Source organism: Paenibacillus sp. Marseille-Q9583 (assembly GCF_976954365.1).
Genome location: NZ_CDRJTB010000004.1, coordinates 43,048 through 63,615, shown reverse-complemented (window position 1 = coordinate 63,615; position 20,568 = coordinate 43,048). Strand labels below are relative to the sequence as shown.

Here is a 20,568-nt window from a genome sequence, read left to right as displayed (position 1 = left end):
AACTCGTTAATACAGCAACAACGTAGCCGATACCGGCGTAAAGCAATACTTTCGATTTAAACTGAATTGTTCTCACCTCTTGTGAGCGACTTTATGAACGCTCAATTCACGGCATCCGGAATGACAGATTGGCCGTTTATTTTCATAATCATCGGTTGCTCCAGATGGCTAGCCAATACATCACCTTCAAAATTCATAGGCTGAACCTCGCCACCGAGTGCGCTTTTGACGGCTAAATAAGGAAAGTTAATCCCTGACAGACATGACATATGCAGTCCACCGGACATTCGAGGGTTAATTTCCAACAGCTTTGGAGTATCTCCATTGTATTTCATTTGAATATTGAAATTGAAGGGGATCTTGTAAACTTCTGCAACTCTAGCTGCAATCTCCTCCAGTTCAGGAATATGCTCCATCAATCGCAGACGACCGCCCACTTTTCGACGTGGCACAGCTACTAACAGCTTACCGTTCTCATCTGCCAGACAATCTATACTATACTCGTAACCCTCCAGTAATTCCATCACCATCAAATCAGGGAAAGTCGTTTTACTTGCAAGAATACGATAGGCATCATCAAACGTAATCAATGGAGTTACATACCCAAAAAGCTCTTGAAGAGGATCGCGGGTATTGTCGATAATACGGAAGCCTAACCCGCCTTCTGTTTCAGTAGGCTTAAAGCAAACACGATGTCCCTTGGCAACAAGGTCCTCGTAAGCCTCTTTAAACTGCTCCGCTGTACTAACTACATGATAATCCGGGATACTCATAATGCCCTGCTCACTAACATTCTCGTAAAATTTACCTTTGTCCATAATGGACTCCAGCAAATCAAGATCTCTACAGACCAGAACCTTTGTACCAATCGCATCAAACATTGCCGCATGGAGAGCAATATCAAGCATATGCAACCGTGGAATAAAAACATCGATCTCATTACGCCGACAGAAATCAACGCAAAACTGAACATATTCTATTCCCTTCAGCGCCGGCTCGGTTTCAGCAAAGTCAGCACCTTGTAGAGACATATGGCGGATATCAGGATGTGTTGCAAAGATTTGAACCGGTATTCCATCCTCGTTGTTGCGGAGGAGATTCATATAATGGTAAGCCACGGAAAACCAACGATTGAAATAAATATTTACCTTTTTCATAGTGGCCCCACTCCCAATGCAGTTAGATTATTATAGATCATATTTACATACTGCAAAATCTCATCTCCAGCAAATACACCTGATTCTTTCGTAAATGGATATCTTGATTTTACAAGACCACTCTGTTGCTCTGCAAATATTTCACCATGGCAAGGGGCAATAGCATAGTCGGCACTCTCAAGCAGACTCTTATCTAGCAGTGAGTCCCCGGAGGCCACCATAGGTTCAGAGCGAACGGTGCGCCGCAAATGAAGTATAGCATCGCTTTTGTTCACGGCAGCCGGCACAGCGTACAGCTTGCGGCCTTGTAAAGAAACTCTCCAGCCGAGATTATAGAGCCGATCTGATAGATTAGTGATTTCATCTAAAGGCAACTGATCCCGATAAACCATGAAGGAATAGAATAGATCATCACAATAATTCTCACTAATGATCCAATCCTCACGTACTACCGCCTTGATATATGATCTAACCTCTTCAGCCCCAGCAGAGTGACGAGCTACCAATCTACCGATTGATTCTCTCCATTCCTTATCGACAACTCCACCGATTAGGATATTCCCCCCATTGCTCGTAACCGCATAGTCAGGTATGACCGTTTCTTGAAACAGATTAATACGCTTATATTGTTGTATCGTACGCGTAGTAACCGGGATGAAAATAATCCGTGTGTTCAGATCCATCAGCTGATTTAATGCTTGCTGCGAAATGTAGGATCTCGTCTTTCCCTCGATAACTTCCGCCGGAATTAGACCTGGGGTATTCTCCGGCACACCTATTGCACCTAAAGAATAGATCAAAGTACGATCTAGATCACTAGCATATATCATTCTGTCTCCCCCTTCAGCGGTTTAATTATTCCGCAGCAGGAGTACGTCATCCCAGGAAAGATCTCAACAGGAACGCCCCGGTCCTTCGCTAAGAGAAGAATATGCTTTAGATTCGGATTATCCATAGTATCGACAAGAATTTTCCAAGGTACTCTGCGCAGTAATACGCGGGTTGTTTCGCCGACTCCCGGCTTTATCAGATTAATGTTATCTATACCGAAAGTCTCCTGAATACTCTGAATATCACGAAGACCCTGCCAAGTAATTTCTGGCGGATGCTCCAGCATCTGTTCAGCAATATTCTTTGCTTCTGCTACCACGGAAGGAAAATACGGGCAAATCGTATCAATAAATACATTGGACTCGTCCGCATCCAGCCACTCCTTATAAAACTTTGAACCATGAAATTCCTCAGGACCAATGAGATCAGCGTGTAACACCGTTCGGCTCATCAGCCCTGAAACGGTGGAGTTTAAGCAGGCGCTAGGAATGAGATAGTCTTCTCTAGTCCCAAACATGCCGGCGCAGTTTCCCGGGTCAGCCAATACGGCAAGATCATCATTTAAGCGAATACCATACTTCTCATAGAGGGTGTTGCAAGAATCAATCAGCACCCCACGGATTGCCCCTTTTCCTGTCCACCCATCCACAAACTGCAAATCAGCATCAAGTCCATGCTTCTGCAGAATGTAGAGTATCGCATTCTCATCTATACCTTTTCCTCGAATAATAGAAATACTATAATGCGGCAAGTCTACCTTGTATCTCTCAGCTATATAACGCTTAATCAGTATACCAATGGGTGTTCCTGCTCTAGCTAAAGAGACAAGCACCGTACTTAGTCCTCTTCTTAAGACAATCATCTCAGAAACAATGGCAACAGCTAAAGCAACCTTCTTAGCTGATTGCTGCAACGTCTCATGAAACAAGTCGATATACTGCTCGGTAGGCTGATATTCAACGGGCAACATCTCAGAATAATGGACACCCGATTGAATAGCTTCCTCCCTTTCCTCTGTCGCCAGCTCCAGCGAAACGTCACTAAGATCCTTGAGCAGAAACGTAACATCTGACGGTGGATAGCTACCTAGCGGAACCGGTTCTGCTATTTTTTTGTCCATGACTTTATGATTACTTGTTCCCTTCATACTGGAGGCCTCCACTTCTTCCTTCAGGAGTCAGTACAATAAGATGAACTTTATGGCGGGCAAGTGTCTTCAGTATATCAAGCATGGGTTTCATTCGTTCATGCGGTACATCACGCTCAATCAGCACGAATATTTCATCATACTGATCAGAATCCACATTATAAATAAAGTTTGTAATTTGCGGATCGCTAGCAGAAGGATATGCGGCAGCACTATGCACTCCGTAATCTGGTCGACGTTCAGGGTGGATTGGACTGCGAGTAGAGGACTGATATGAAATGCCTTCCCCCATCTCAGCTGCTATCCGCATAGGAAGGTACATAAATTCCCCTACACCCATCACTAGAGTCTTAGAATCTCCCCCTCGTAGTTCTCTTAGCTGAGCGGATATCCGGGTTACTCCTACATCAATTTCATCATTATTCAGCGACTCCAGTCCGAAACGTCCACTGTATTTCACATATGGAGTTGAGTTGGTGTCACCATATGAATCTATGGATGTTGCCTGCAGACGTTCTAAACCGTCCACCACATAAGTGGTCACTACTTCGGATTCCACTGAAGACGATAACAAATCTTTGTCATTCCTAGCATTTAGCAAAGGCGTGCCTTTTACTTCAATACTTCCTTGAAGCAAACACAAGGACTTAATCCGAATCCCCAGTTCCTGTTCTAATTCGCTATAGGTATGAAGATTATTACCGCTCCTCCAATCCAAAATAGAAACGACTACGTATTCCTCCCGAGGGAATTTGGACTGAATATCACGGATCGTATTAATTGCTGTATTCCCTGTTGTAATCTCATCATCCACCAAAATAATCGGCTCAGTCCCTGATAATAGCTTAGTATTCAAGGCGTAACATAGATGGTCAACCGCATGTGAATGCTCTTCTTCAAAGCTAACAATGGACTCCAAATCGATGATATGTTCACGGGTAGTATGAATATATGATGCTGCATCGGCAAACATGTTGTACACACTGTGACCCAGCGCAGTTGCAGTCTCAGCAAAACCAATAAAGACAACAGGCCTAGGAAGAACTAATCGTGCGGCTAATAAATGCTCATAGGCTTCCTTGGCAGACTCAGGGTGCATCAGTCCATGTACAGCTTTATCTAATAAATCTTCCATCCTATCATTATCCGCAGAATTACCGTTCATCTCCTGATATAACAGCAGCGCTAATGCAGCACCACTTAGCAGAGAGGTATACGGATTAACAGGGATATGTTTGCCAAGTACCTTGCTGACGAACAAAAAGGAGCGTTTCTTATTAATCCGGGCTGCCATGGAGAATAAAGTATCCACAGGCAAATGAAAGGGATTAGATGTTTCGGTAACCGTAACCTGCAGGTTCTCGACTATGTTATACGTGTGTAAATTCGTTTTCGGGTAATAATCCGACAAAATGCTGTTGTTCATGTAACACCCCGTATATTTGTGATCGTAGTAAAATCCGTTTTGCCCAGTTCAAATGCGGCTTAATCTCGTTCATCTTATTAGAATATTGACTCTTGAAGACTCCTAGGCTACCATCGTTACTCTCTACGATACTGCAGGCGTCAACATATTCCTCGTGCATTACCGTGTACATGGCCTGAACAGGTCTGAGGTGTGAGGGATGTATAATCGTCTTGCCCAAGATCCCATTTTCTTTATCTAAAATCACTTCACGAATAAGCCCATCCATGCTGCTAGAAATGTAACTATTTCGCATGTCGCGGCCGTTTTTACCATAGGTGTCCTCAAATGGAGTCTGCCGTAGCTGTGGTCTGAGCACCCGATGCCCTTTGTTCGCAAAATATTCCCAGACTGGTCCAGAAATTACATATCCTTCTTCCACTCTACCAAAAATATTAATAATATCCGATATGCAGTCTCTAATAGGGGTAAGATCATAAATACTAATATCAGGACTACGGCGCAGTCCGAATAAACTTGAGAAGTCTGTTGCTCCAATTCTAACGTTCAACACATATTCGCGGTAGTTGCCTAGCAAATTACGAATAGATAAAAGACTATCTACCCGGCTCTCCCGGTAAATAATAGGCGCACTTTCCAGAATTGGCATACCATAAAGCACTGGATCTGAGTAACTACGAGTTCTATTGTAATCGGCTATCGCCTCGAAATATTGGATTCCGTTGTCGACCGAAAACTTAGGAAAGACAAACCCCGTTAGCATCGTAACCAAAGATCCTAACCGGAAAATCAGCTGCTGTAGCTGCTCCGGGTTACGAACTCGAATGAAGAGAAGTGGAAGACTATCACTCCCGCTTGGCTCGTTCTCCTCATATGCGGAGAGAAAAATAAGATGCTGAATGAGAGACTCCTCTGCATGGTCAACCTCGTTATCTCCGATCGCATCCTCCAAATCAATAATAACGGTTACAAGCCCTGCACTTTTAAGCTTCAAAATGTCTTCGGGAACACTAGCACGAGTTGCTGGCATATAAAGGGCAGCTCCAACAGCATGAGCCAGCAAATCCTTGCTCGTAGTATTATGGTTAAATGAAATCGGCGGATTATAAAATAAGCCTATTTCTTGATCTTTCGTCAGGTAATCGAAGTATCTCAAGATGGTTCCCCCTTATAGTTTTGCGAAGCCAAGCAAAACAAGCGTAGGCCTCTCCTATAGAGAGTGGCAGAACCAGCTATACCCTATCTGGTTCTCTCATATATAAGTGAAGGCCTACGCTATAAACATATACGATTACCTGAAAGCAGCAGTGTTCAACTAGCTTTGATATCAAGCATTTCTATGGGCTTCTTTTTTCTTACGCAGTACGCTGTAAAGGATCGTACCACCGAATACAAGAATAATGATTGAAAAGAATAATACATGTGGCATTTCGTACCCAAAGGCGCCCGCGAGCATTTTACCAGCAATAATGGCAATAAGCGCAAAAGCGGCACGCTCGAGTTCCGGAATTTTATCAATAAGCTTCAAGAATAATTGCGCTACTCCCCGCATCATCAGAACGCCTATGATTCCGCCCATAAAGAGCACCCAAACCTGGTTACTAACACCAAATGCAGCAATAACACTATCAATACTAAAAGCAATATCCATTAATTCAACAAGGAGAACCGTCTTCCAAAAAGAAAACCCCTTATTCTCGATCTTCTCATCGCCACCGCCCTTAAATAACCCGCCATAAGCGATATAAAAGAGATAGGCTGCACCAAGAACCTTAACCAACATGAATTTAATAAGAAATGTCCCTAGACCGATAGCCAAAAATCTGAATACATAAGCTCCTATAATACCGTAAAAGAGCGCCTTCTTCTGTTGTTCTTTAGGTAAATGCTTAACCATGACGGCGAGAACAAGCGCATTATCTGCAGAGAGCAGTCCCTCTAGCAGAACTAAGCTACCAATAATGCCCCAGCTAACTGGGTCTGAGAGCGTACCTACCACATCGCTCCATGAGAAAAAATGACCGTAGTTCTCACTAATATTCCTAAAAAAATCAGCGAACCAATCCATTACACTTGCGCCTCCGAAAAAATCGTCTATTTACTGCCAGCAACCCAGCGCAGTCCCCACCCATATGCCTCATCAATCTCCCGATGACCACTGTAATATTGGACCAGCCGTTCAACACTGAATGTCTCGTTATTCACATTCCGAAATAACGCGATTGCACACATCCCTTTGCGGTTGTTATGCTCGTCCAAATTGACAATAATATCGGGGCCACCACTCTGGGTAATCGTGACAACACCATCAGCTTCTGACCAATTGGTAACACCTTTATAAATAAAAGAAAAAATTAGAATCCGTTCAATATCAGCAATTTTACTGCCATTAATCCGCAGATTCTCACCGGTTGTTACAGAGCCTGTCCGGTCATCTCCATCAAGCATGACATAAGGAGGTTGATTCAACGAGCCAAAAGCATTGCCCAGCGCTTGAACTACTCCCTTACTGCCATTCTTCAATTCATAAAGACAAGCAAGATCTAAGTCCACACCATTTTTACGATTAAAAAGCCCTCCACCCTGTTTCTGATTCCAGTTGAGGTTAATTAGCAATTCGCCCAAACCACCAGTTGATTTCTTCAGGTTGATCGAATCACCTTTTTTCTTCAGTTCGATCTTCTTCAGGTTGAGATTAACCGGAGGGGGTGTTACAGGTGAAGGCGCAGCTGCAGGAGGAGGTGGAATCTGAATCTTAGGCTCCGTTACCGGCACTGATTGACGTTTAAGCTCTGGCTGCGGCGGAGCAGCAGGCTTAGGCACTGGTGTCGGTGCCGGTTCATCGTTCGCTTCTATCCCAAAGTTCCTACACAGTTCCTGTAGACCACCAGCAAAGCCAGCAGCAATGGCGCTGAATTTCCATTCACCGTTATATCTATATAATTCTCCTACCACAATAGCCGTTTCCACGGAGAAATGATTTTCAAGATCACATCGGAGAAACTCCGCACCTGTTACTTGATTCAGAATCCGAAAATAGGCCTGATTTACCTGCCTAAAGCTTTGACCCCGCTTCTCGCCATCATAAATGGTAAGTGTAAACGCGAGTTTCATCACATCAGAAGGAACTTTGTTTAGTTCCACGTCAAATTGCTTGAGGCTGTTTGATGTAGGCATTTCCTTATATCTGATATAAGGTGTAGACGGATTATTATAAAATATCAAATCCTCATCTTTGCTTACTCTACCTTGCGCTCCAAGCAGAAAAGCAGAAGTATCAATCTCAAGTGAAGATGGCGATTGCCAGCCAATCTCTACGATAAGAGAACCAAGTCCTGGATTCCCTTTAGTTAAATCAACCTTTTGTCCTTTGACAACTGTAATACTCATTCTTACACCACCTTTATAAATGGAGCAATCATAACGCCTACGGCGTCCTTATAAGGACGGCAAGCGTTTAAGCGAGAAATATAAGACATCATGTATCGTGTGAAACTTATATTTTTAAATAACCCCACAAAGTGGAGTTTATACTTCGAGACCCATTCCATTTCCTTTGTGAGGCAATCCATAAAGAATTAAAAAAAGGGCAGGATCGGTGATGACCCCGCCCGGAAGATGCTATTGCGCGTCCAGCCCATAATTTTTACACAATGCGCTAAGACCGCCGCCAAAACCACTACCGATTGCCTGGAATTTCCAATCCGTACCATTGCGGTAGAATTCGCAGAATACAACTGCCGTCTCTGTTGAGAAATCTTCACCCAGGTCGAAACGAAGTACTTCGCGATCTGTGGAAGCATCAACAACACGTACGAAAGCATTGGAGACTTGTCCAAAGTTCTGTGCACGAGTTTCGTAATCATAAATCGTTACGGTGATACCAATACGCTGAATATGGGTAGGGACTTTGCTGAAATCAACGATAATTTGCTCATCATCTCCGTCGCCTTCTCCTGTACGGTTATCTCCCGTGTAGACTACAGAGCCTGCGCCACCATTTGGGTTGTTATAGAATACAAAATCATCTGCACCTTTAGCTTTGCCGTCTTCATGAAGCAGAAACGCTGAAGCATCGAGGTCAAAATCTTGACCTCCGCTATACTTATTAGTGTCCCAGCCCAATCCAACTACTACCTTTGTCAGACCTGGATTAGTCTTGGTAAGATCAATCCGCTGTCCTTTGGAAAGACTGATCGTCACTGACATAACCTTCTTTCATGAGTAGATTCAGTTCACTGTGTAATCACAAGATCAATACTACAAGATTTATACTGCAGGATTTATTGTAAGCCGTAATCGCGAGTCAAACCGCTCAAGCCGTCTTTGTAGCCACTACCGATTGCATTGAACTTCCACTCTGCACCGTGACGGTATAGCTCACCGACAACAACGCCAGTTTCAATAGAGAAGTCTTCACCCAAATCGAAACGAATTAGTTCTTCATTGTTCAAATCATTTACGATACGTACGTAAGAACGAGAAACTTGTCCGAAGTTTTGGCTTCTAGCTTCAGCTTCATAAATAGTAATAGTGAATGCTATCTTTTCTACATCCGCTGGGATACTCAGAAGGTCCACTTGAACCTGCTCATCATCGCCATCGCCGTCTCCCGTACGGTTATCACCTGTATGAACAACAGAACCGTTCTCGTTTTGTTTATTATTGAAGTAAATAAAGTTCGTTTCTTTTTCAACTTTGCTGTTCGCATTAGTCAAGAATACGGAAACGTCCAAATCGAAATCTTTACCGCCGTCATATTTATTAGTGTCCCAACCAAGACCTACTGTGATTTTGGACAGGCCTGGATTTGTTTTTGTTAAATCGATCTTTTGACCTTTAGATAGATTAATTGCCATGATAACATTCCTCTTTTCTTTTATTTGGATTATACGTAGCGTTCTGCCAGTTGATTGATATGTGCCGCGTGACTACCCTCACCAATTGCGGCGAACTTCCACTCTCCACCTTGACGGTAAAGTTCCCCACAAATAAGCGCCGTATAGCCATTGTAATTATCAGATAGGTTGAAACGGATTAGCTCATTGTTGCCTACAGCGTTTATCACACGGATATAAGCTGACTTAATCAATCCGAAATCCTGTTTACGGTTCGTGGCATCATAAATATTCACAACTACCAGAACCTTGTGTACATCGGAAGGAATGGCATTCAGGTTAACCATGATTTGCTCATCGTCTCCGTCACCATCACCCGTGAGATTGTCTCCGGAGTGAATGACAGAGTTACAAGGACTTTGCTTGTTATGGAAGCACACCAGGTTACCCTTCTTAACTAGCTTACCATTCTCGTTCAGCATCAGTGCTGAAGCGTCACAGTCCACGTTGGCCTGTTTCTTCACACCGAAGAATCCTCGAGCTGGCTCAGCCGGATCCCAACCTAAACCTACAATTACGTTAGATAAGCCTGCATTACCTTTTGTGAGATCAATCTTCTGACCTTTTACCAGATTAATTCCAGCCAACTTTACGTACCTCCATTCTCTAAAAAGAATCACCATCTATTAGTCTAGCTTTTGGATGTTATATGAGTGATACGCTAAAGAACTAAATACGTTTCATCCGAACTCATGTATATGGTATTACATCGTTTATAAACTGAATTCACCAGGGTTTAATCCCAAGACACCGCAAATATGCCGCACAACCGCTTTTTCATTGTCATCAAAATCACCATCAGCTGATCCAATAGCTGAGCATACACCCACAATTACGCGTCCCACATCCGGTTTGCCAGTAAACTTACCGATGGCTTTCAGTGCTTCCTGTTTACCGATTTCTGGCGAGAATTCAAAGTTACTTACATAAAAATTGAACTGGGTAATGACGTCTCTCATGTCAAACACCTTTAGCTCATTGCTCATATTCATATAGCCGGCCATTTTATTCTTTTCAGCTTCTTCTATCTTACCGTCGGCAGCAGCAACTAAGGCGCAGCCCGCAACTACCGCATTCATGAAATCTTTATTTTTGAATTTCTTCACTTGATCTGTTAGTCCGTTTTTGGTGGTGTTCAACCAGCTTTTAAATGTGCTCATCGTATTCTCCTTCTATCACCGCAAGATTATGATAACAAAAGATATCCCAGAGCCTCCTCTCCACGTATCCGACAGAATTTTCATAGTAGATCCCTGAATCACGGTTTACTCTTCTAATATACCTGATAAAATATCAATATTCTACTTTTCCAGACTTTTACAGCACTTTTGATAGAAAAGATTGTGTCCGATCTTGCACAGGATTTCCGAACAATTGCTCCTCTGTTCAAAGAATCCCCTTATTTCTCGTTGAAACACCAAAAAAAGCATTGCCAGAGATTCTATCCTCTCTAGCAATGCCTTTAGCACATTTAACTGTGAAGTCTTTTAAAGAATGATGTCCCCATCATAAGAACCAATCATTTTGTACAGTTCCGGCCGGCGATCACGGAAGACGCCCCACTCAATCCGTCCGACTTCCAAAGCATCCAGATCAAATTCGCTCACTATTACAGCTTGCTCGTCCCGGCCTGCTTCAACAATTTTATTGCCTTGCGGTCCCGCAATGAACGAAGAGCCGTAGAAATTAATGCTAGAATCTTCATCAATTTCTTCACCGATACGGTTGGAGGCAACGACTGGAATAAGGTTAGCCGCTGCATGCCCAAGCATACAAGTCTGCCAATGATCCTTAGAGTCGATCGATCCATCCTGCGGTTCTGATCCGATAGCGGTTGGATAGAACAGAATTTCCGCTCCCATCAGGCTCATCACTCTAGCCGCTTCCGGGTACCACTGATCCCAGCAAATCCCTACACCAATCTTGGCATAGCGGGTGTTCCATACTTTAAAGCCAGTATCTCCCGGATTGAAGTAGAATTTCTCTTCATACCCTGGGCCATCTGGAATATGGCTCTTGCGGTATTTGCCCAGTATCGTTCCATCGGCGTCGATTACAGCTAGTGAATTGTAACGTGCGTAGTTCTTTTTCTCATAAAAACTGATTGGCAGCACCACTTGCAGTTCCTTGGCTATTGCTGTGAAATGATTAATCGCTTTGTTATGCTCAAGCTCTGTTGCATATGCGTAATAATCAGCTTTCTCTTTCTGGCAGAAATACGGAGTCTCGAACAGCTCCTGCAGCAAAATAATTTGCGCTCCCTGTGCCGCCGCTTCTCTGACCAATGTTTCGGCTTTGCTGATATTCTCATCAATATTGCTGGAACAGCTCATTTGCGTCGCAGCTACTTTTACATTTCTCAAGAATCTGTCCTCCTTATATATAAATGTCCCTTTGGACGTTTAGTTTCCTTCAATTATTGCAGAGCAGGCATTTGTTGCGTAGTGCAGTGAACGTTCCCGCCCTCGGTGATGACCGCCATACCGTTAACTGTACGAATCTTACGTTCCGGGAACAAACCAGCCAGTACTTCCTCGGCAAGTTTATCTGTTTCCACCGCCGTACCGCCAAACACAGGCAATATAATTCCACCATTTACGAAATAGAAGTTCAAATAACTGAGCGTCAGACGGCTGCCGTCATGATCCACCCGTGGTGGTTGCTGAATCTTGATGATCTCCAGCTTACGCCCTTTGGCATCTATGGCATTCTCCAAAATACGAAGATTCTCCTGTGTAATCTCAAAATTCTCGTCCTGCGGATCCTCACAGACCTGAATGATGACTTTACCTGGAGCAGCGAAGCAAGCGATATTATCCACATGACCATCGGTTTCATCACCACTTAGACCACGCTTAAGCCAGATAATAGTTTCTGTACCTGTATAATTGCGCACGTACTCTTCAATATTCTCGCGCTTCAAATTCGGGTTGCGGTTCGTATTGAGCAGACATTCTTCAGTAGTAATCAAGGTGCCTTCTCCATCCGTATGGATCGAGCCGCCTTCCATCACAAGCGGCGCATCAAAGCGTGTCACTTGTGAGTGTTCGAGAATCTGTGGAGCTACCTCATCATCCAGATCCCAAGGTGAATATTTACCGCCCCAGGCATTAAACTTCCAGTTCACGCCTGCTAGAACGCCGTCTCTATTAACAACAAAGGTAGGCCCGTTATCACGCAGCCAAGCATCGCTATGCATTATAGGCAGCAGCGTTACATTCGGTCCGCTGACCAGACGTTCTACCTTTTCCACGTCCTCCGGGTTAACGATGACCGTAATCGGTTCAAACTCGGCAATAGCTGTAATAATGTCAGCATAACCTTGGCATACCGACTCGTGATTGTCCGGGAAACACATAGATTCCTGCACCGGCCAGGAGATAAAAGTACGTTCATGCTTGCCCCATTCCGGTGGCATTGTATAGTTCAAATCTTTAGGATTCATGTGTTAACTACCTTTACTATTATATTTGGAGCCAGCCCTGCCCTAAAACTCCTACCTCATCATACAATAATATGTTCTAGTGCTCAATTCCCTAGAGCACTAATAATGTTGGAAGAAATTCGGGTCACATGTGATCTGACTGAGCTTATAGTGTAATCCTTTTTACCACATCGCCTTCAAAATCCTTAACGATGAATTCTCCACCCTCAAGGATACCATAGGAATTCGGATTATTCTCTTTAGGCAGCGATATCGAACCGGGATTCAGCACGTATACGCCCTCTTTTACATCCGCAACCGGAAGATGGGTATGCCCCTGAATAAAGATATCCTTCTCAGATAGTGCCGGTAAATTCTCAATACTAAAGCCATGACCGTGTGTAACATAGATTCGTCTGCCTTCATGCAGGAGCATCACATAATCGCCCATCATCGGGAACTGCAGCAGCATCTGGTCTACCTCAGCATCGCAGTTACCACGCACTGCCGTTATAGGCTTCTTTTTGTTATATTCATTCAGTTTATTAGCAACTCCCTGCGGGTCATAACCCTTCGGCAGTGGATTTCTGGGACCGTGATATAAAAAGTCTCCTACGATTACAAGACTGTCTGGCTGTTCTTCCTCTACCTTTTCCAAAGCCCGTTCTAACCAGAATAAAGAACCGTGAATATCGGAAATAAACATTAGCTTCATCATGTATTCTCCTTTTCGACTTAAATAGATCTTGTGCTTAGGTTTCAATTTTAACCTTGAATAGGCAGACAACGCAAAAGCGGACGTTCCTCCAAAAGGAACGCCCTGCCCTATATGCCTCTATTCTTACGGCAAATTCGATGATCCCATCAAGAATCGGTCCACTTCGCGGGCTGTCTGACGCCCCTCATCAATGGCCCAAACTACAAGGCTTTGTCCGCGGCGCATATCACCTGCTGTGAATACCGCCTCTACATTGGTCGCTTGTGCTCCGAACTCCGCCTTGGCATTTCCGCGCTCATCACGTGCCACCCCAAGCTCACCTAGTACAATCTCTTCGGGCCCTGTGAATCCTAATGCGAGTAGTACCAGCTGTGCCTTTAGAACTTCTTCACTGCCTGGTACTTCAACCGGAACTATCCGTCCCTGTTCATTGCGAGCCCACTCAATGCGTACGGTATGCAGCTCCTGCACATGTCCACCATCGTCACCAACAAAACGTTTCGTCGAAACGAGATAACGACGTGGATCTTCCTTATACAGTGAAGCCGCTTCTTTTTGGCCATAGTCCACCTTAAGAACCTTTGGCCATTCTGGCCACGGATTGCTAGGCTGACGGGTCAGTGGAGCCTGTGGCATAATCTCAAGCTGGATCACACTACGACAGCCGTGGCGGATCGACGTAGCTACACAGTCTGTGCCAGTATCCCCGCCACCGATTACAACTACATCCTTATCTGCCGCAGACAAGTATTCACCATCAGCAAGCTCTGAATCCAGTAAGCTCTTAGTATTCAGTGTCAGAAACTCCATCGCCTGATGAATGCCCCGCAGCTCACGACCCTCTATAGGAAGCTCTCGCGCCTGCGTAGATCCGCCACACAAGACAACAGCATCGTGCTCCTCCTTGAGTTGGGACGCCGAGATATCTCTCCCAATCTCTGTACGAGTTACGAATGTAATGCCTTCAGCCGCTAGCAGGTCTACTCGGCGCTGAACCGTCTTCTTATCCAGCTTCATGTTCGGAATACCATACATCAACAAACCACCAATCCGATCTGCCCGTTCATACACGGTCACCGTATGCCCCGCCTTGTTAAGCTGAGCTGCACAGGCAAGACCTGCTGGACCCGAGCCCACTACAGCTACCTTTTTACCTGTGCGAGTAAGCGGTGGCTCAGGAACAATCCAACCTTCTTCAAAACCTCTATCTACAATCGACTTTTCAATCGACTTTATCGTTACGGGCTTGCCGTTCATCCCTACTGTACAAGAACCTTCACAAGGTGCCGGACACACACGTCCAGTAAATTCAGGGAAGTTATTGGTCTTATGCAGACGTTTCAGTGCAACCTCCCAGTTTCCACGATAAACCATATCATTCCATTCAGGAATCAAGTTGTGCAGAGGGCAGCCGGAAGCCATACCAGACAACAGACGTCCTACATGACAAAATGGCGTACCACAGTCCATACAACGTGCGCCTTGCTCGCGCAGATTCTCTTCATCCATAGGAATCGTGAATTCATCCCAATTCTTAATCCGCTCCAGCGCCTCACACTCCGAAGGCGACTGCCGTTCAAATTCCAAAAAACCGGTTGCTTTCCCCATCTCTCTCATCCTCTCTAAATATCCCCACAGATATATACTTCCTAAACCGTTAAAAAAGAAAAGTACGCGCTATGTTTGTCTGCTGCCAAGCCTATGCCACTCTAAAGCGACAAAGTAAATGCCTTCATATTAACATCCAATATCATCATCGAAAATGAGTAATGTCACCTTTTTATGTAAAATGAAACAATCAAATTAAGAAAATGGAAAAATAAAAAAAGCACACAGTGTACTGTACCTAATTAAAGTACGTTACTCCGCATGCTTTTCAATAATGATCTTGTAAAAGAATAATTATTTCGCCGTCAGGACTACTGTCCCAATCCCATTTACAGTTAGCTTATTTCCAGTCAGCTCCTGCGTAAGATCAGCCCCGAAGATGCTCTTCCATGCTCCAAGCTGCGGCAGAACCACAGTGATCTGTTCAGCATTCGCATTAAAAAAAACATAAATATGCTTCGCTGCATCTCCTCCAGCATGGCCACGTAGCGTGTAAGCTACTGCACTTGCCGGTGCTTTTTCAAAAACCAAATGGTTCCGAATGTCAGCTGCTGTTCGCATACGGAAGGCCGGGTGAGCTTTACGCAGTTCGATTAACTGTTTCATATACGCCACATCTTCCTGATGCGCGGCGCACAATTCCCAGTCCATACGATTGATCTCGACCGAAGATTTATAGCTGTTCTCCACCCCGTCCTTCGTACGCATAAACTCCTGCCCTGCATGGATAAAAGGAATCCCCTGACTCATGAACACTATCGCAGAAGCTAGTCTGTGCATGGAACGGCGCTGAGTAACCGTCTCACCCTCGGTGGACAATACGATTTTATCCCATAAGGTATGATTATCATGACACTCCACATAATTAACGTTTTGCTGAGGCTCCTCAGCAAATTGCTTAATTCCTGGACTGAAGTCGATTCCTCCCGCAATCCCCGCCTTGATCGCAGGCTCCAGACCCATCATTCCACTGATGAAGCCCGGCTGATCGTACAAAAAGATATTTCCTTTTATAGCATCCCTGAAATCATCATTAAAATGTCCGATTCCTGGCATAAGGGAGGCATTCTTCTGATGAGCGAGCCGTTCCATCGGTAGCTCAGTCCCCATCATCCAGCCTTCACCGATCGTCATGATAGACGGATCTATTCCATCCAGACGCCGCCGGGTTTCCCGCATCGTATCAACATCCATCAAGCCCATCAAATCAAAGCGGAAGCCGTCGATATGGTATTCTTTAGCCCAATAGACCACGGACTCCACAATGAAGCGGGACATCATCAAGCGTTCTGTAGCCACGTCATTCCCACAGCCCGAGCCATTCGACAGGCTTCCGTCTTGTTTATAACGCAAATAATAGCCAGGAACCAGTTTAGTGAAATTCACGCGATATCCGTCGTACACATGGTTGTAAACAACATCCATAATGACGCGGAGTCCACGATCATGAAGCGCTTGAATCATTGTTTTTAGTTCTTGAATACGTAGTCCCGGCACATAAGGATCCGTAGCATAGGAGCCTTCAGGAGCATTGTAGTTCTTCGGATCATAACCCCAGTTGAAATGAGGCTCATCCAGCTTCGTCTCATCTACACTCTCTGTAGAATAATCATAAATAGGCAATAGCTGCACGTGGGTTACACCGAGATCTGCGATATGATCGAGTCCGGTGAGAATACCCTCTGGTCCGCGGGTACCTTCTTCCGCCAAGGCGAGATATTGACCCTTATGAGCCATACCGCTTGCTGGATGAATGGATAAGTCACGCAAATGAAGCTCATAAATAATAGCGTCTACAGGATCCTCAAACGACGGCTTATCTTCCGTCCACCGCTCAGGGTCCGTCTTGCGCAAATCTAGAATAGCACCTCTGTCCCCATTCACGCCGACAGCACGCGCGTAAGGATCAGCTGCTTCATTCCACTGTTCACCTAGACGCACTCGGTAGGTATAGAACTTGCCATCTAAATCACCGTCAACCGTAGCTCTCCACGTTCCCCGAATATCGCGAATCATACCATATTTAGACCCCGCAGCTCCCTGCCATGAATCATAAATTACTAGCTCTGCCTCCTGAGCCGTAGGGGCCCACAAGCAAAATGATGAACAGGCCGATGAATATGTAAGTCCGAGATCATCCCCGTCATAACTAAACAACTGATCAAACTCCTGAGCGAATACGGAAATCCCTCTAGTAGTCGCAGGGTCACCATAATAAATCGGTTCCTTCATTTCCTTTTGTACGGACAAAGCACCTATCCCCTTTTCCAGTTATTAACTGGATTATAGTATGATCCTCGAATTTGTGCAAACGTTTGGACTCAAAATAACCAGATCATTTTTCCAGGGTAATTTCATAGCTAAATCACGATTAACTAGGCGTTTCTATGATATTCATTCCCACCATCGTAATGATGTCTTTATTTGCATAATATGGGATGCGGCGTTCTTTACAAAGAGCAATCCTTCCATCCTTATACCTCACACCATTATCCTGAACGATGAGGATTGGACGATCCCCGTTATCAGGTACTTCATATCCTATTCCTAATACCCAATGGTAATCGTAAGCAAAATTCCCTCTCCACCGAAAATTAAACCATTTATCAAATTTAACAGCTACTGGCCGACCTGCATCAATCTCCACTTTATACACATCGAAATCGTTAAAAGTAGAGACAGAAAGCTTATGTCCCCCTTTTGGCGAGATTGAAGAGTGGATATAAGCTGTGATCCCCTTTACAAAACTACGTGTACTCATCCCCAAAGGGGTACCTCCGTGATGACTGTATATGTAATTAATATGAGCTGCTTTAGAGTGAAAATGACCTTTGCCACGAATAAAGTCCATTCCTAGCTGGGTATTCCAATACTCGGTTAAAGCTGCCAGCGTAGCTGGTCCACATGCAGAAGACGGGGATGAAACCCCAGCCTCCCACTGTGTGTATGGATCTACCGATAGTTTGTTACTGAGACTGGAGTTTCTATGCCTCATCAGGATGGTTCTCCCTTTGAAGAGTTCGGCCTAGAAGCTGAAAGGGCAGGGCCTTCCGGAAGTAAAATCACATTTTCACCAACATCCATAGATCCCTCTGAATTAAATCTTGATTCCATTTCCTGTGCGGGCTTCTGCTCTGCCTGAGCAATATCTCCCTCATCGCCCTTATATTTACTTTCAGGATTAATCTGTAGCGTGAAATAGAAATTAGAGCCGTTTCCTTCGCTACTCTCCACCGCAATGGCTCCGCCCATCAACTCGACAAGCTTCTTGCAAATGGCTAGTCCTAAACCCGTCCCAGCATACTTACGATTAAACGAGGAGTGCAGCTGGTAGAATGATTGAAACAACTGATGCTGCTTTTCTAAAGGAATACCTATCCCCGTGTCTCTGACATTAAACTTCAAAGTCGATTTCTTTGAAACCACGGACAATTTCTGCTCCACATAAATACAGACATTACCTCGGTCAGTAAATTTAATCGCATTGCTGACCAGATTAACCAATACCTGACGTAATCGTCCTGCATCTCCCATAATGAACGTAGGAACTTCTGGTGCCATGCTGTAAGACAGCTCAAGATTTTTTTCCAAAGCCTTAGCCATAAATAGATCCGTTACACTGTCCAGTACCTCTCGAAGATGTACGGGCTCATGTACGATCATCATTTTTCCGGCCTCAATTTTACTGTAATCTAGAATTTCATTCAGAATATATAGAAGAGAGCTACTGCTCTCCTTAATAATATTTGTGTACTCACGTTGTTCTTCATCTAGTTCTGTCTCTGCAAGCAGATCAGTCATCCCCACAATGCCGTTCATCGGCGTGCGTATTTCATGACTCATAATGGCTAGAAACTCTGATTTAGCCTGGTCCGCTTTTTCTGCAGATTCCTTCGCCCGAATGATCTCCTTCTCATCTGTAATATCCCTGAACACGACTACAACACCCTTAGGTTCACCTTTATCAAAAAGAGGGGTTACTTGGTACTCCGCAAGAAAGCTTGTACCATCTTTACGCCATAAGACTGCATCCTTGCTCTGATAAGATCCTCCTGACCTAATGGCTTTGATAAGTGGCGACTCCTCTGGCCGGTAATGGATCCCATCAAGCGCTGTCTGCTGAATATGATCCAGATAGGAATGGCCCATGATCTCATCATGTTCATAGCCGAGCATATGCAAACCTGCAGGGTTGATGAAGGTCACCTTCTCCTCCATATCGAGTCCAAAAATACCCTCCGAAACCGCATTTAATATAAGGGTGTACTCATTGCTCAGCTTCTCAATTTGTTCTGTATATCTTATACGTTCCGTAATGTCACGGGAAATACCATATACACCAACCACTTGATCGTCTACAATGATCGGAATATTAGTAGTATTAATCTCTACAAAATGTCCGTCCTTATGAATAAGCGTCAGATCATAGCTTTGGGGATATCCCTTAGCGGCTAAGTTAAAATGATACAGCGTCTTCTCCATATCCTTCTCATGCACAACGGGACCAAAGTACATTCCAATCAGTTCTTCCAGCGGATACCCGGTCAGCTTCTCCAGATTCGCGTTGGCTGTTAAATAATCCCCTTGTAAATTCATTGAGTACACAGCAGAGGGATTATATTCAAATAAGGATTTATAGCGCTGTTCATTCTCTTGAAGCTTAAATTCGAACTGTTTGCGCTCTTCAACTGCATGACGCGAGATTAAATCCAGCGAATTCTCGGACATCAATCTATAATTACGTTCACTTTGATAAATCTGTTCCTCTAGATCTCGTTGATCTTCCATTTGTTGGTCTGTAATCTTACGGTCCGTAATATCTTCGGCGTACACAATAATACACGAAGGGGCTTGTCCTGCTGTTCCAAATCCTGAGAATGTCAAGGAAAGCCATACCGGGTGATCCCCTTTGTGAAAGTATTCTTCCTTCTTCCAGCTTCCTGTTGGGGAATTCCGAAGCTCGTCCATCACCAATCTATAGGAGAGCTCTTTCGAAGACGACTGTCTATCTTTCATTTCTGCAAAAATAGCCCCAGCAAGAAACTCAGCTTCCGTAGAGCCAAGTAAATTGCAAAAAGCCGGATTGACCTTCAGCCAGTTGCCCTTACCATCGTTTAAAGACAATACGGCTATTCCCTCTGGGGACCTCATAAGTGCATGTTCCAACATTGTGCTATATTCTACCGCGTTATCCATCTACGCCAGACCTCCTTTGTTGCGAACGTTGCATCCCTTATTCCATCCTAAGTTCAGTATACGATAAGAGAAGTGAGTATAGAAATGCCCTGCGCATCATTTTGAATTGGGAATATTTTAATTTAAAATATTGACTGGATGGCCTGGGGAAAACTATTATTTA

18 protein-coding genes are annotated in these 20,568 nt (G+C 44.3%); all 18 read right to left on the bottom strand.

The window, feature by feature from the left end:
• Positions 1–101: 101 nt before the first annotated feature.
• The 18 genes from ACWNM1_RS03515 to ACWNM1_RS03430 all read right to left on the bottom strand — a co-directional run bounded on the left by ACWNM1_RS03515 (position 102) and on the right by ACWNM1_RS03430 (position 20,405).
• Positions 102–1,157 (bottom strand): ATP-grasp domain-containing protein, encoded by a 1,056-nt coding sequence (locus ACWNM1_RS03515; RefSeq protein WP_449599909.1) that lies wholly within the window; start codon positions 1,155–1,157, stop codon positions 102–104.
• Positions 1,154–1,987, bottom strand: coding sequence for an HAD family hydrolase (locus ACWNM1_RS03510; protein ID WP_340973822.1), 834 nt, complete (start codon positions 1,985–1,987; stop codon positions 1,154–1,156). Before ACWNM1_RS03510 ends, ACWNM1_RS03515 begins: the two co-directional genes overlap by 4 nt.
• Positions 1,984–3,135, bottom strand: a complete 1,152-nt coding sequence (locus ACWNM1_RS03505) for a cysteine protease StiP family protein (RefSeq protein ID WP_449599908.1) — start codon at positions 3,133–3,135, stop codon at positions 1,984–1,986. Before ACWNM1_RS03505 ends, ACWNM1_RS03510 begins: the two co-directional genes overlap by 4 nt.
• The gene (locus tag ACWNM1_RS03500) at positions 3,119–4,561 is read right to left on the bottom strand and encodes a phosphoribosyltransferase family protein (RefSeq protein WP_449599907.1); all 1,443 of its coding nucleotides are present in this window, start codon (positions 4,559–4,561) and stop codon (positions 3,119–3,121) included. Before ACWNM1_RS03500 ends, ACWNM1_RS03505 begins: the two co-directional genes overlap by 17 nt.
• Positions 4,506–5,717, bottom strand: coding sequence for an HpcH/HpaI aldolase/citrate lyase family protein (locus ACWNM1_RS03495; RefSeq protein WP_449599906.1), 1,212 nt, complete (start codon positions 5,715–5,717; stop codon positions 4,506–4,508). The genes ACWNM1_RS03500 and ACWNM1_RS03495 overlap by 56 nt, the downstream gene beginning before the upstream one ends.
• A 171-nt stretch (positions 5,718–5,888) precedes the next feature.
• A complete protein-coding gene (locus ACWNM1_RS03490) occupies positions 5,889–6,629 on the bottom strand; it encodes a TerC family protein (RefSeq protein WP_042123539.1) in 741 nt (246 codons plus the stop codon).
• 26 nt (positions 6,630–6,655) lie between these two features.
• The gene (locus ACWNM1_RS03485; protein WP_449599905.1) at positions 6,656–7,951 is read right to left on the bottom strand and encodes a TerD family protein; all 1,296 of its coding nucleotides are present in this window, start codon (positions 7,949–7,951) and stop codon (positions 6,656–6,658) included.
• Positions 7,952–8,182: 231 nt separating this feature from the next.
• Complete coding sequence (locus ACWNM1_RS03480; protein ID WP_449599904.1) at positions 8,183–8,764, bottom strand: TerD family protein; 582 nt, start codon at positions 8,762–8,764, stop codon at positions 8,183–8,185.
• Between the two features lie 80 nt (positions 8,765–8,844).
• The gene (locus ACWNM1_RS03475) at positions 8,845–9,420 is read right to left on the bottom strand and encodes a TerD family protein (RefSeq protein WP_449599903.1); all 576 of its coding nucleotides are present in this window, start codon (positions 9,418–9,420) and stop codon (positions 8,845–8,847) included.
• A gap of 29 nt (positions 9,421–9,449) precedes the next feature.
• Positions 9,450–10,046, bottom strand: a complete 597-nt coding sequence (locus ACWNM1_RS03470; RefSeq protein WP_042184259.1) for a TerD family protein — start codon at positions 10,044–10,046, stop codon at positions 9,450–9,452.
• 126 nt (positions 10,047–10,172) lie between these two features.
• A complete protein-coding gene (locus ACWNM1_RS03465) occupies positions 10,173–10,619 on the bottom strand; it encodes a tellurite resistance TerB family protein (protein ID WP_234532780.1) in 447 nt (148 codons plus the stop codon).
• 327 nt (positions 10,620–10,946) lie between these two features.
• Positions 10,947–11,822, bottom strand: coding sequence for an N-carbamoylputrescine amidase (aguB, locus tag ACWNM1_RS03460; protein WP_042184256.1), 876 nt, complete (start codon positions 11,820–11,822; stop codon positions 10,947–10,949).
• 53 nt (positions 11,823–11,875) lie between these two features.
• The gene (locus tag ACWNM1_RS03455) at positions 11,876–12,904 is read right to left on the bottom strand and encodes an agmatine deiminase family protein (RefSeq protein WP_449599902.1); all 1,029 of its coding nucleotides are present in this window, start codon (positions 12,902–12,904) and stop codon (positions 11,876–11,878) included.
• 145 nt (positions 12,905–13,049) lie between these two features.
• Positions 13,050–13,598: a phosphodiesterase gene (yfcE, locus tag ACWNM1_RS03450; RefSeq protein ID WP_042184252.1), complete on the bottom strand. Its 549-nt coding sequence runs from the start codon at positions 13,596–13,598 to the stop codon at positions 13,050–13,052.
• A 126-nt stretch (positions 13,599–13,724) separates the two neighbouring features.
• Positions 13,725–15,209, bottom strand: a complete 1,485-nt coding sequence (locus tag ACWNM1_RS03445) for a glutamate synthase subunit beta (RefSeq protein ID WP_449599901.1) — start codon at positions 15,207–15,209, stop codon at positions 13,725–13,727.
• Between the two features lie 294 nt (positions 15,210–15,503).
• Positions 15,504–17,459, bottom strand: a complete 1,956-nt coding sequence (pulA, locus tag ACWNM1_RS03440; RefSeq protein ID WP_449599900.1) for a type I pullulanase — start codon at positions 17,457–17,459, stop codon at positions 15,504–15,506.
• Positions 17,460–17,580: 121 nt separating this feature from the next.
• A complete protein-coding gene (locus ACWNM1_RS03435) occupies positions 17,581–18,204 on the bottom strand; it encodes a C39 family peptidase (protein ID WP_449599899.1) in 624 nt (207 codons plus the stop codon).
• Positions 18,204–20,405: a PAS domain S-box protein gene (locus ACWNM1_RS03430; RefSeq protein ID WP_449599898.1), complete on the bottom strand. Its 2,202-nt coding sequence runs from the start codon at positions 20,403–20,405 to the stop codon at positions 18,204–18,206. Before ACWNM1_RS03430 ends, ACWNM1_RS03435 begins: the two co-directional genes overlap by 1 nt.
• Positions 20,406–20,568: the final 163 nt, after the last annotated feature.

Bases quoted from the DNA above. Each gene is read 5' to 3' on its own strand.
- ACWNM1_RS03500 (WP_449599907.1), bottom strand. From the start codon at position 4,561: ATGAACAACAGCATTTTGTCGGATTATTACCCGAAAACGAATTTACAC.
- ACWNM1_RS03485 (WP_449599905.1), bottom strand. From the start codon at position 7,951: ATGAGTATTACAGTTGTCAAAGGACAAAAGGTTGATTTAACTAAAGGG.
- yfcE (WP_042184252.1), bottom strand. From the start codon at position 13,598: ATGAAGCTAATGTTTATTTCCGATATTCACGGTTCTTTATTCTGGTTA.
- ACWNM1_RS03490 (WP_042123539.1), bottom strand. From the start codon at position 6,629: ATGGATTGGTTCGCTGATTTTTTTAGGAATATTAGTGAGAACTACGGT.
- ACWNM1_RS03505 (WP_449599908.1), bottom strand. From the start codon at position 3,135: ATGAAGGGAACAAGTAATCATAAAGTCATGGACAAAAAAATAGCAGAA.
- ACWNM1_RS03455 (WP_449599902.1), bottom strand. From the start codon at position 12,904: ATGAATCCTAAAGATTTGAACTATACAATGCCACCGGAATGGGGCAAG.
- ACWNM1_RS03445 (WP_449599901.1), bottom strand. From the start codon at position 15,209: ATGGGGAAAGCAACCGGTTTTTTGGAATTTGAACGGCAGTCGCCTTCG.
- ACWNM1_RS03430 (WP_449599898.1), bottom strand. From the start codon at position 20,405: ATGGATAACGCGGTAGAATATAGCACAATGTTGGAACATGCACTTATG.
- ACWNM1_RS03510 (WP_340973822.1), bottom strand. From the start codon at position 1,987: ATGATATATGCTAGTGATCTAGATCGTACTTTGATCTATTCTTTAGGT.
- ACWNM1_RS03435 (WP_449599899.1), bottom strand. From the start codon at position 18,204: ATGAGGCATAGAAACTCCAGTCTCAGTAACAAACTATCGGTAGATCCA.
- ACWNM1_RS03515 (WP_449599909.1), bottom strand. From the start codon at position 1,157: ATGAAAAAGGTAAATATTTATTTCAATCGTTGGTTTTCCGTGGCTTAC.
- ACWNM1_RS03475 (WP_449599903.1), bottom strand. From the start codon at position 9,420: ATGGCAATTAATCTATCTAAAGGTCAAAAGATCGATTTAACAAAAACA.
- ACWNM1_RS03465 (WP_234532780.1), bottom strand. From the start codon at position 10,619: ATGAGCACATTTAAAAGCTGGTTGAACACCACCAAAAACGGACTAACA.